This window comes from Flavonifractor plautii ATCC 29863 (genome assembly GCF_000239295.1).
GTDB classification, from domain to species: Bacteria; Bacillota; Clostridia; order Oscillospirales; family Oscillospiraceae; genus Flavonifractor; species Flavonifractor plautii.
The window spans coordinates 1-10,624 of sequence record NZ_JH417695.1 but is presented as its reverse complement, the minus strand read 5'-3'; the positions used below and the strand labels follow the sequence as shown (position 1 = coordinate 10,624).

The following is a 10,624-nucleotide window of genomic DNA, read 5'->3' as shown; positions in this document are numbered from 1 at the left end:
CTTACTCATGGTCGCTGGGCTTCTCGCCGTTGATGGGGCCGGGGTCGGCGGCGTTCTCCATCAGCTCAATCATGCCCTGATAGTCCTTTGCATTCCACAGGGCGGCCAGGGCCTTGACGTTACCCTGGCGCTTTCTGATCCAGGCGTTAAATTCGTCGTTTTCCGCGGCCAGATCTACGCCGTCGCCCAGGGCTGCCCAGTCAGGCCGGAAGGCCGCGGGCAGATTTTCCGCGCCGATGTCCACCGCCCTGCCGTGGCGGATGTTGTTATGTACCATGCTGCCGCCTACACCCACATCTACATCGTTGGCGTTGGCGATCGCGTAGCAGGCGGGGGTGAGTTCGTTCCAGTTGATGTTTTTCATAATAGACTTCCTTTCTTTTATCCAGCGATCCCGCTGTTGATTACTGTTCTGGGGCAAGCAGCCCGGCCAGCTCCTGGTACTCCTCCGGGGTGAGCCGGTCGGCGGCCAGGTAGACATCCATCTTCTCCTGGAGGCCATCGGTTCGGTTCTTCTGGATGAGCAGCTTGCAGAGGTTATATACGGTTGTCATGCTATCTCCTTTCTCATGTGGCAACGGTGGCGGTGGTGGTGAGTTCCAGCATGCACAGCCGCTCCTCATGGTCGGCCAGCATGTCCAGGGTGACGTCCTCCTCAGAGGGCGGCTGGGGCTCCGGCTCCGGCTCTGGAGGCCGCTCAGTGGGCGTGACACCCACCAGCCTGCCCTCCTCAATCTGGAGGTCACACCAGCCATAGGTCGCCCACACCGCGTCATGGAGGTGGGCGGGCACCTCAATCCAGCCCTCCAGCCAGCAGGCGCGCCGCCCGCTCTGGCTCTGGATGGGATGCTGTCCGGTCTCCAATGGGTCGATTTGGATGATGGTCATAGGTGGCCCCCCTTTCAGCCGATGGCAAGGTAATAATATTTGTGTCTTTTGTCGTTTCTCTGAGCGTTTGCATGACCAGTAGCATACCACGTTATAGTCTTACCGTCTGATGACTTCTTTGCATAACTGCCGGAAGGGTCACCAAAGCCTCTATACTGCTTAAACTGTGTCGTTAAAGCTCCTGTGTATATAGAATAGTAATTATCAGAGGTGACCCGCTCCCCTAAATTACTAGCGAAAAAACCATTATCGAGTGTTTCTTGCCAACCAATAATAAGCAACTTGGGGGCAAAGTCAAACGTCAGTGATGTCGGGTTACTGCCCCCCCATCCGGTTCCACTGTTATAATCTCCCGTCCCCACATAGCTTCCGGCGACCACTGTCGCTCTCGTTTTGATGAAATCCATATATGCCGCCACGCTTTTCCCATCCGGCATAAATACCGCTTCGGCCAAGGTCTGCGGGAAAATATCACAGTCCTGCCCCTGCATCCGCTCCACCCGGTACGGGTCAACAGGCAGCGCCAGGGGCGTCTTGGTGTATGTCCAGTTCCGGGTCTGATTCACCGCGCCGCTGGCCGCCTGCACGCTGGCCTTGATGGTGATCGCCCCTGCACCGGGGTCGAGCATGGACACGGGTATGGTGATCAGTTGGCCGCTGGTAGGTGTTAGCGTGCGCTCATGGCCGTTGATTATCTCTGTCACTGTGATGGGGCTGTCCGTATCGCTGGTTACAGAATACGTCACTGGTGCCTTGGCGGTGCCAAGATTACCGTCAGTGCCGGAGATAACGAGGGAGGATACAGGGATAATACTCACCACATTGGACACAGTGAGGCCGCCGTATACACCGGAGATACCGGCGGAGATACGATATTGCACGCTTGTCCAACCGGATTGCACCGTGTCGGTATAGGTCAGGTCGTCTCCTGCGTAAACCTGCGTCCAGCCTCCGGAATCCACCCTGCGCTCCAGTTTGTAGCTTTCCGCGCTGTCTGCGGCCTCCCAGGAAATATCGACCGCATGGCCAATCATGGCGGCACCTGGAACTGTGATGGACGGCACACCGGGAACTGCATACTTAAATACATAATAGTAGTTTCCACTAATTCCGTCTTTTGGATAGGTATTTTCGGATTCACTGGTCACATCTTCAATGTACACGCCCTTCTCTTTTATGGTCTTGACACCATAATAGACTGGATAGAAGATTTTCCCAGAGAGTGTATCAGGTATTCTATACGCCAACTTACCAGAGCTCGAAATCCAGCCTGCTGTTTTGTTAATTCCGTACGCTTCTTCCGCGTAATACACACCGTCTCCGGCCATGGCTCCATCAATGGCATATGGGTATTGAGCTGCGTCATTCTCCCTACTCATTTCAAGTGCGTTATTGAGGGTATATTTCCCACTCACAGCGCTAAAGGAATAGCTCTTACCAACCCAAAAATTATTGATATCCCCTTGTTTAGGGGCATGCGCAGAGTGATCTTCCTCATATTTGACATTCAAGTTGTATTTTCCCCAGACATAGACCTGTGCCATTACCCCTCACCTCCTGTTCCTGTATAATCCGCCAGAATCAGGCCATAGAGCGTATTTGCCTTCCGGGAGGCCGGAGGCACCGCCTCCTCCACCTCATAGACTCCGCCGATATCAGGGAGCTGCTCACCTGGCACCTTGCCATCGGGCCCCAGCGTCGCCACCCCATTGGGCGCGCCCTTCTCGGAGGACTTGACGTACCCGGACAGGTCGATGCCCGCCATCGCCTCCTCCAGCTCCTCGTGGGTTACCCAGACGCCCGCCGGATACTCCAGCGAGACCGCCACCTCTCCGGTGACGCCGACGGCCACGGGGAAGCGGTGTACGTCCAGGCCCTCGGCGATGGGCGGCACCGGCTGGGCCCGGTCCCCCAGGGCGGCGTAGTAGAGCAGGGTGGGCGCGTCGTCGCCCACCTTGGCCATGATGCCGAACTCGGAGAGTGTGAAGCCCTCCTCCAGCCCGCCGCCCATGTCGTTGCGGTACTCCACCAGCATGGAGAGCTGCCCGCCGGCCACCTCGGGCTGGGTGCTGGTGGCCTGGGCCACGGGGTCAAGCAGGGCGGTGAGGGCCTTGGCAGCCTCGACGCCCTCCACAACGCCCCTTCCCACCCACACCTCGGTGAGGGCCAGCGTCTCACCCGCCGCCGCCCGGGCCAGCAGGCCCTCGCCGGCGGTAGTAATGATAAATCCGTACATGCTACTCCTCCTCCATGGGCGGAAGCGTGACCGCCCGAATGCCCCAGAGCCCGCCGCCCACCCGCAGGGTGGCCAGCAGCTGCGCCAGCTGATAGGTGAACCAGTAATCCAGGTGCGCCGGCTTAATCTCGTTGACAGCGGCCTCAATCCCGCCCACATCCGCCGGGACGCCGGCCAGCTCGGACAAAACAATTTCAAATTGATACTCCGCCGGGTGCTCGATGACCGAAATCTGGGACGGCTCGAAGCCAAAGGAGGCCACCACGCTGCGCAGCATCTCCGCTGTAGTGGCGCCCTGGCCCCGGAGCTTGGCCTTGATGCGGCTCCTCCGGTAGCTGTAGGGCCGGGTGCGGTCGGCGGGCAGCCCCACCCACTGCTCCCACAGGTCCAGCCCCCAGGTGGCGGTGTCCACCCAGAGCTGGGCCAATGTGTCCGACTCGGACACGCACAGGGCCCCGGCCTGCTCCCCCAGCACCCGCTCCAGCTCGGACACCTGCGGGCTGTCCTGGTAGTAGCGCGGCAGGCGGAACACCAGATTGCTCATGTCACGCTCACCTCCCCCAGTACAGGGATCTCCCCGGCCTGGATGGGCACGTCGGCGGTGCCGCCGTTGACGGTGAGGGAGGCGAAGTTCTCCACCCCCTCCACATTGAGCAGCAGGGCCAGCAACCGGTTATAGAGCAGCGTGTAGGGCTGGTCGTCGGCGGGCTTGTAGTACACCGTGCCGTACTTGCCCTCAATGAGGGTGTGCAGATAGCCCGCCAGTGCCGCCCGGAAGGCGTCCTGAACGGCTCCGGCCCCGGCTCCGCCGGTGAGGGAAACCTGGGCGGCCACTGTCACCTCCCGCTCCCCGGCCGCCGTCACCGTCACCGCCGCGCCGATGGGCCGCTCCTCCCCGATGTGGGCCTCCACAGCCTCCACAATCTCCTCCGAGGGCGCCCGGTCGTTGCTGTCCACCAGTGTGACGCCCACGGTGCCTGGCCCGCTGGGCAGCTCCACCACCTTGGCATTGCCTACTCCGGGGATCTCCATGGCCCACTGCCGGTATTGATAGCCGTTGCCGCTGGTGGGGGGCCGCTGCACCCGCTCCCGGATGCGGGCCAGCAGGGCGGGGTCGCTCTCGGCGTCCGTGCCGCCGGCCGCCGCCTCGCTCTGATAGCCCGTCAGGCCCGTCAGGTTGACGTACATCCGGTCGATGGCCCCGGCCTCCGCGTTGTAGGCGCTGCCCACCTCCGCGGCCTCCAGGCGGCCCCGGCCCGTCCCCTCCGGCCCCAGCGTCACCGCGGCCAGCAGGGTATAGGACAACCCGCCGGCCGTCAAAAACGCGGTGCCCTTGGGGATCACAAGCCCGGGGCGGCCGCTGAAAGAGATGTCGCAGTAAGCCCTTGTCCCCTCCCGGCGGGTGATGTTGTAATACTGACCGCCCACCAGGTCGATGTAGCCCCCGGAGCTCTCGTCCACAAACAGCATGGAGGGCACCCCCTCCAGGGCCCGGTACGCCTCGCTGAGCTGCTCGGCCACCGGCCCGGCCACGCCGTCGGCGAATCCGCCCGCCATGGCGCTCAGCCCCTGGCTCTGCCGGATGGCCGCCAGGATCGCCGCCTTGATGGCCTCCGGCGTCTTGTCCTCATACATGTATGCTCGCCTCCCCGTATACCGTGGTCAGGCTCACCCGCATCCGCAGGGTGGAGCCGTCGAAATCCACCACCTCGGCCGCGGCCCCGGTGATGTAGGGGCAGACGGTCAGCGCCTCCCGCACATACCGTACCGCCTCGCTCAGCCGGGTGTCCGCCCGGTAGGGCTGGCCCACCAGGCTCTCCAGCTCGCACCCGTAGTCCCAGGAGAAGGGGCTCCAGCGGTACCGCTCCGTGTGCAGCGCCCGCCAGGCCCAGCCCTTGACGGCCTCCAGCCCGGACGCCAGAACCGGCTCCCCGCCGGAGAAGCGCGGCACGCCCTTGTCGTAGTCCATGGCCACATCCCGGTAGAGGGGCAGCGCCTGGGCCGTCCCCTCCGGAGCGGTCGTCTGGAAGATGGGAAAAAGCTGCCTCATGCGAACACCGCCTTTTCCAAAATGTAGTAGTCCTGTCCGTCCGCCGTCACCAGCACCAGTAGCCGGTCGCCCGCCCGCAGGAGCTGGTCGCCGCCGGTATCCTCCGTCCAGGCGTAGTCCAGCCCGGGCGGCACGTGGAGCTCCGTCTGGTCCAGAGTGAGCCCTCCGCATACCACCCGCAGCGTCCCCTGCCCGGCCTGCTGCACCTGCCCAAACAGCCATCCGCCGGGGGCCTGCCCCCGCTCCGCCGGCCGGAGCAGCTCCGTCAGCCCTGCATATACGTCGTCCATAGATGCCTCCTTACGCGATTTCCCCTTGACATATAGTATTATATATGATACTATATAAGCGAACGAGGGGGAAAAGAGATGGAGCTAAAACTGAAAAAGCAGCCGCAGAAATACCTGGCCAGTGTGGACGCCCCGACCCGTAAAAAGCTCTATCGGGCGCTGGACAGCCTGTCCAGGCTGGAGGGCGATATCGTCCCGCTTAAAGGATATCAGAACCGATACCGCTATAAGATCCTGCATTACCGCATAACCTTTGAATGGGTCAAAGGTGAAATTGTCATCACCGTCATTGAGATCAATACCCGTACCAATATCAAGTATTAAGGGGGTTACCTTATGAACCAATCTCTATCCCCGGCCGAGCTGGAACAGCGGTTTGCCGAGATCAACGCGCGGGAGCCGGAGGAGCTGACGGCCGAGGAGGCCGCCGCTCTGGCCGAGGCCGAGGCCATGGACGACGGCAGCTCCGTCTCCCTGGACGCCTTCAAGGCAGAGCTGGAGGGGTACAGCGGGAAGCTGGTGCTCCGTATTCCCCGCAGCCTCCACAAGCACCTGAAGGAGGAGGCGGAGATCGAGGGCGTCAGCCTCAACCAGTATATGCTCTACAAGCTCTCCCGCTGAGCTGCGCATCCGCTCAGATTCATCCAAGCCGCCCCGGCCGGGGCGGCTTTTTTATAGCTCCCGCCCCGCCTCCACCTCATTGGTGATGCTGCGGAAATTGAGGGCCAGGCGGCAGAAATACTGCCCGTTTTTCCAGGTGTGGGTGTCGCTGTCAATCCAGCACAGCCCGGTCACGCCGGTGGTGTTGGCCCGCAGCAGCACCGCGCTGCCCGAGATCAGATCCGGATTGCCCAGGCACTCCACGGTCATGGTCTGCTGGAGGCCATTGTCCTCCAGGTACGCCTGGGCCTCCGCCCCGGCATCCTCGCCGTCCCGCTGGGTGAGGATGTGCTGGAACTGCCCGTACAGGGCGGCGCTCTCCGCGTCGGACACGGTGCGCACCCGCGCGCCCGTCTGGCTGTAGATCTCCACCGTGTTCCGCAGATTGGAGATGTCCTCCGTCACCCGCAGGCTCTGGAGGTTCTTCCCCGGCGCGATCTCCAGCACAGCGGCCTCCGGCTTTTCCACCACCTCCAGCTCCCCCAGGCCGTTGAAGCGGGAGAGGTAGCGCCGCCCGTTCTGCCGGGCGGCCAGGGTGTAGAGCCCGTCCACAATCTTGTCCAGGTCCCACCCCGGATATTTGCGGCTGACCCGTACCCCGGTGACGGCCAGGTCGGCCACCGGAATCCCAAAATCCCCGCAGAGGGCCCGCACGGCTTCCTCGGGGGCCGCGCCCCGGAAGGTGTACCAGCCCTCGTTGTTGGCCAGGAAGCGCCCCCGGTCCAGGGCGGTCAGGGCGGTGGTCACCCCCTCGGCGGCTTTTTCCCGGGTGACGAGGTCTCCCCGGAACCGGGTGCGGCCGCCGCACCAGAGCCGCAGCTCATTGCCCAGCTCGCAGGGCAGCTCCGGCAGGCTCCCGTCGTTGGGCGTGGCCATGACGGCCTCCACGGAGCGGGACACCCGCTTGATGCTGCCCGACCAGGTGAGGGTGCTCACCCGCTCCGTCACGTCCCAGGTCTCCCCCTGGGGGCTGACGATCACCACCTGGTACTCTGCCATAGGCCACCTCCCGACGCGATTTTATCCAGCTCCAGATCCGCCAGGCTCTTCACCGTGTTCTCCGGCACCCAGGGCACAAGGCGCGCCGTTCCGCTCTCCTCTTCTTTCACCTCCCGCACCTTGGTGGCGGCCGCGATCTTCGCCGACGGCGGCCTGGCCGCGGCCGCCGGGAGCTGGGCCAGCGGCGGGATGGTGAGCACCTGACCGGGGCGGATCAGGTTGGCGTTGGCGATGCCGTTGGCGGCGGCCAGCCGCCAGGCCAGGGAGCCGTCCCCATAGTACCGGCGGCAGATGCCCCACAGGGTGTCACCGCTGGCCACCGTGCAGGTCTTGGCCGTGGCCGTGCCGGTGGCGCTGTCCCGGCTGGCCGCCGTCCCCGCGCCGGAGGCGGACGGCTCCGCGGGCAGCACCGGCGTCTCCGGCCGGGTGTACTGGCGCAGGGTGATGTCGGCGTACAGGTCGTTGGTGCCGTCCTGCTCCCGGTAGGTCACCCCCTCCAGCAGCACCGCGGCGTTGACCGGCGTGCCGCTGACCATCCAGCGCACCACCGTCCCCTTGTCCACCCACCGCTCCAGCTGCTCCAGGTAGAGCCAGGGGTTGGTGCCCGCCCCCGGCGACAAAAACGGGTACGCCTGGGCGGGCAGGAGGCAGTCGTGCAGGGTGGTGCTCCCCATCCTTTTCCCGCCAAAGAAGTTGAGATCCCCCAGTTGGTCCACCGTCACCGTCTCGATGGCGGCCTCATGGGCCCACTGGTAGCCGGCCGGGGTCACCGGGAGTACCAGCTCCACGCCGGCGGCCTCCTCCAGGAAGGTAATCAGCCGCAGCACTACCGCACCCCTCCCATCTGTGCCAGCCGGAGCCTCCAGTAGAGCGCCTCCGCAATGGCGTCGATGTCGCTCTCCTGGCGCACCTCGAAGGTATTTCCGGTGATGGTCACCTGCGCCCCGCCGCCCTGGTCGGCCTGCCGGGCCTCCCGGGCAGTGAGCACCCGCTCCCCCTCGTGGAGCAGGGCGGCGTACCCGTCGTAGGGCACCCGCTCCAGCCCGGCGGCGTGCGAACGCCATACGCCGTCCTCGTCGTAGTAGCCGCCCCGCCGCCAGTTGCCGTACCGCCGCTCCTCCACGGACAGTCCGGTGGTAGTCTCCGACCCGGTCCCCACCAGTGCCGATGCCATTCCCGCCGCCAGACCCTTGCTGTACTCCTGGCTCTTGCGGTATCCGGCGTCCCAATACGCCTGATTGGAGCTGGCGTCGTCCCGGATTGCTGCCGCCAGGGCCAGCTCCGACTCCAGCGCCAGTTGTGCCCCCTCTGATGCGTTGTACTCGTTCATGCCCTGCACCTTGGCCTGCATGATCAGCCGTCCCATCTCGGCGGCGTCTCCCTCAGCCTGGGCCTGCTGGTACTCGTCGGTTTCCATCATGGCCTCCACGGCCTCCCGCTGGTACTGCTCCTTCGTGTTCTCCAGCTCGGCCTGCCAGGCGCCGATGGCCCGGTTGGCCTCGTCCATGACGCCGCTGTTCAGCCAGTCCATCTGAGCCTGGATGCCCTCTTTCCGCTTCTCATTGTAGCCCTCGCCGTAGGCCGCCTCCGCGTTGGCCTCCGCGTCGGCCAGGTTGTCCACCATGCCTTCATAGGTGCCCGCCATCTGCTCCGACAGGCCGCCGTACTGCTCCTGCATGTAGGCGAGGATCTCCTCCACGGCCTCGGAGCCCTTGATATCCCCGCGGGTCACCTTCTCCGCCACCGCGGCGGCGTCGCCCCACTTGCTCAGGGCCTCGTATACGTCGATGCCCCGCTCGGAGAAGTAGTTGAGGTATTCCTGGGTGGTCTTGTCCGTCAGCTCCATGCGGCTCAGGCCCGCAATGAGCACCGCGTTGTCGCTCTCGTTGAGGGAGAGGGCGGCGGACGCATCCGACAGAGTGGTGAGGATATCCAGGGACTTGTCCGCCCCGAAGGGCTTGACCAGGCTCTTGGCGTACCCCGTGATCTCGTCGTAGGTGTAGTTGGTCATGGCGGCCATGTCCTGCACGTCGGCCAGGAAGGCCGCCGCTTCCTCCTCCGAGCCCAGCAGGGTGGTAAAGGCCATCTGCTTTTGTTCCCGCCCGCCCGCAATGGAGGAACCGGAGGTGACGGCCTCCTTCTGGGCGGAGAGCTGCCCCTCCGCCGCCTCTTGCACGTAGCTTTTGAACGCCTGGTCCTTTGATTCAAAGATCTCCGCGCCGCCTGAAACCGCACCTGCCAGGGCCCCCACAACAGCGCCCACCGCGATTCCGGGCGCGCCCAACACCGCACCCATGGAGCCTCCGGAAACCGCCCCGGACAGGATCGAGGAGGCCATACGCGCCTCCGGCTCCCCGATCGCGCTGCTCAGGAAAGCATCCCCCACCTTCCCCAGCGCGTCGCTCCAAAGGCTTCCGACCCCGGCTGCCATCAGCCCCTTTGCCAGTCCGCCCAGTCCTGTGCCGCTCTTTTCGCCTCCCGCCCGGTTGTCGGCCTTGCTGATGGCGGAGGCCGCGTTCCGTGCCTGCTTGTATAGGTCTTGATAGGCGGCGCTGTTCTCCTTGATGGCGGCCTCGGTGTCGCTGAGCTCCCGCCGCAGCCTGGCCTGCTCGTCAATGGCGTCGTCCAGCGCGCCCTTGCTGGTCTCGTCCTTCAGCTTGCGGTAGCTCTTCTGGGCCTCCCTGACCTTTACATCCGTCTCGGCGATCGCCTTTTTCAGATTTGCGGAGTGGCCGACCAGCTCGGTCTGTGCCTTGTCATACGCCTTCAGGCTGGCCTCCAGCTCGTCCAGGCTTTTGTCAAACGCCCTGCTGCTCCCGGCAATGCTTTTCAGCGTTGGGCTCACCCGGTCGTACAGTGTCATGACAATGCCCACTTCTTCCGCCATATCCTCACCTCCTGTTGACTTTCCTGCCTGGTATGCTATAATCGAACTGCAAATAGAAAGGGGGAGGGCTTCCATGACGCCGGAGGAACGCCGCGCGCAGCTTGCAGCAGAGCTTGACACCCTTTTGGACGCCGTTGTATCCATTGGCCCCCACTCCCAGCGGGATGCCGACGCAGGCGCGCCGGAGGGCGCTTTCCTCGCCGAGCTGGAGCGCCAGTTGAACGAAAAGACCGCCGAGCTGGAGGCGCTCAACGCCCGCATGAATACCTTCTCCTACCGGTTCCGGGCGACCAGCCGCGGCCTGCTGTGGCTGGTCTGGCTGGCTGCGGCAGGCATGCTCGTATTCTCCTTCACCCTTGCCCCTTTCCTTGGCCCTGGATACCAGGCCGTCTTTCTGCCCCTCGCCCTGGCCTGTATCGCGTGGGCCGTGTGGGCCAGCATCCCGCCCAAGGTATAGCCCCTCCGCCGCCCCCTTCCGGGGGCGGCGTTTTCGTTTGTGTCCACGCCTCTCCGTGTCACACTCCGGGTTGGCTCCACGGCCGTAGGGGCCGATGCCCCAGGGCGGTCTCTCTTGCCCCCTTGGGGCAATTCACCTTCTGCCCACATCGGCCCGC

At 64.2% G+C, this 10,624-nt stretch carries 15 protein-coding genes; 3 read left to right on the top strand and 12 right to left on the bottom strand.

Translation table 11 applies throughout. The features are described from left to right. Position 1 precedes the first annotated feature (1 nt). From HMPREF0372_RS05640 to HMPREF0372_RS05605, 9 genes are read right to left on the bottom strand one after another with little or no spacing between them, the layout of a single operon-like run. Complete coding sequence (locus HMPREF0372_RS05640; protein WP_007489691.1) at positions 2-364, bottom strand: hypothetical protein; 363 nt, start codon at positions 362-364, stop codon at positions 2-4. A 40-nt stretch (positions 365-404) separates the two neighbouring features. After that, entirely contained in the window at positions 405-554 is a 150-nt protein-coding gene (locus tag HMPREF0372_RS20020; RefSeq protein ID WP_007489690.1) for a hypothetical protein, read from the bottom strand. 13 nt (positions 555-567) lie between these two features. Then, the gene (locus tag HMPREF0372_RS05635) at positions 568-888 is read right to left on the bottom strand and encodes a hypothetical protein (RefSeq protein WP_007489689.1); all 321 of its coding nucleotides are present in this window, start codon (positions 886-888) and stop codon (positions 568-570) included. A 14-nt stretch (positions 889-902) separates the two neighbouring features. Beyond that, positions 903-2,432 (bottom strand): fibronectin type III domain-containing protein, encoded by a 1,530-nt coding sequence (locus HMPREF0372_RS05630; RefSeq protein WP_007489688.1) that lies wholly within the window; start codon positions 2,430-2,432, stop codon positions 903-905. Then, positions 2,432-3,124: a hypothetical protein gene (locus HMPREF0372_RS05625; protein ID WP_007489687.1), complete on the bottom strand. Its 693-nt coding sequence runs from the start codon at positions 3,122-3,124 to the stop codon at positions 2,432-2,434. The genes HMPREF0372_RS05630 and HMPREF0372_RS05625 overlap by 1 nt, the downstream gene beginning before the upstream one ends. A 1-nt stretch (position 3,125) precedes the next feature. Continuing rightward, positions 3,126-3,668 carry a putative phage tail protein gene (locus tag HMPREF0372_RS05620; protein WP_007489686.1) on the bottom strand — a complete coding sequence of 181 codons (543 nt, stop codon included), beginning with the start codon at positions 3,666-3,668 and terminating at the stop codon, positions 3,126-3,128. Beyond that, positions 3,665-4,759, bottom strand: coding sequence for a baseplate J/gp47 family protein (locus tag HMPREF0372_RS05615; RefSeq protein WP_007489685.1), 1,095 nt, complete (start codon positions 4,757-4,759; stop codon positions 3,665-3,667). The genes HMPREF0372_RS05620 and HMPREF0372_RS05615 overlap by 4 nt, the downstream gene beginning before the upstream one ends. Further along, positions 4,752-5,174, bottom strand: a complete 423-nt coding sequence (locus tag HMPREF0372_RS05610; protein WP_007489684.1) for a DUF2634 domain-containing protein — start codon at positions 5,172-5,174, stop codon at positions 4,752-4,754. The genes HMPREF0372_RS05615 and HMPREF0372_RS05610 overlap by 8 nt, the downstream gene beginning before the upstream one ends. Further along, positions 5,171-5,464 (bottom strand): hypothetical protein, encoded by a 294-nt coding sequence (locus HMPREF0372_RS05605; protein ID WP_007489683.1) that lies wholly within the window; start codon positions 5,462-5,464, stop codon positions 5,171-5,173. The genes HMPREF0372_RS05610 and HMPREF0372_RS05605 overlap by 4 nt, the downstream gene beginning before the upstream one ends. Positions 5,465-5,542: 78 nt before the next feature. On the opposite strand from HMPREF0372_RS05605, the gene HMPREF0372_RS05600 reads away from it, so the two are divergent. Together HMPREF0372_RS05600 and HMPREF0372_RS05595 are read left to right on the top strand one after the other, a co-directional pair. Continuing rightward, positions 5,543-5,788 (top strand): type II toxin-antitoxin system RelE family toxin, encoded by a 246-nt coding sequence (locus HMPREF0372_RS05600; RefSeq protein ID WP_007489682.1) that lies wholly within the window; start codon positions 5,543-5,545, stop codon positions 5,786-5,788. A 12-nt stretch (positions 5,789-5,800) separates the two neighbouring features. Next, on the top strand, positions 5,801-6,085 hold the full coding sequence (locus HMPREF0372_RS05595) for a toxin-antitoxin system HicB family antitoxin (RefSeq protein WP_007489680.1): 285 nt from the start codon (positions 5,801-5,803) through the stop codon (positions 6,083-6,085). Positions 6,086-6,136: 51 nt separating this feature from the next. Here the strand turns inward: HMPREF0372_RS05595 and HMPREF0372_RS05590 are convergent, their stop codons facing one another. Genes HMPREF0372_RS05590 through HMPREF0372_RS05580 form a run of 3 tightly spaced genes read right to left on the bottom strand, consistent with a single transcriptional unit; the run spans position 6,137 to position 10,010 of the window. Then, on the bottom strand, positions 6,137-7,123 hold the full coding sequence (locus HMPREF0372_RS05590; RefSeq protein WP_007489678.1) for an XkdQ/YqbQ family protein: 987 nt from the start codon (positions 7,121-7,123) through the stop codon (positions 6,137-6,139). After that, a complete protein-coding gene (locus HMPREF0372_RS05585; protein WP_007489677.1) occupies positions 7,102-7,950 on the bottom strand; it encodes a LysM peptidoglycan-binding domain-containing protein in 849 nt (282 codons plus the stop codon). The genes HMPREF0372_RS05590 and HMPREF0372_RS05585 overlap by 22 nt, the downstream gene beginning before the upstream one ends. Continuing rightward, complete coding sequence (locus HMPREF0372_RS05580) at positions 7,950-10,010, bottom strand: hypothetical protein (RefSeq protein WP_039996762.1); 2,061 nt, start codon at positions 10,008-10,010, stop codon at positions 7,950-7,952. The genes HMPREF0372_RS05585 and HMPREF0372_RS05580 overlap by 1 nt, the downstream gene beginning before the upstream one ends. 73 nt (positions 10,011-10,083) lie before the next feature. On the opposite strand from HMPREF0372_RS05580, the gene HMPREF0372_RS05575 reads away from it, so the two are divergent. Then, positions 10,084-10,467, top strand: a complete 384-nt coding sequence (locus HMPREF0372_RS05575) for a hypothetical protein (RefSeq protein ID WP_007489675.1) — start codon at positions 10,084-10,086, stop codon at positions 10,465-10,467. Positions 10,468-10,624 lie beyond the last annotated feature (157 nt).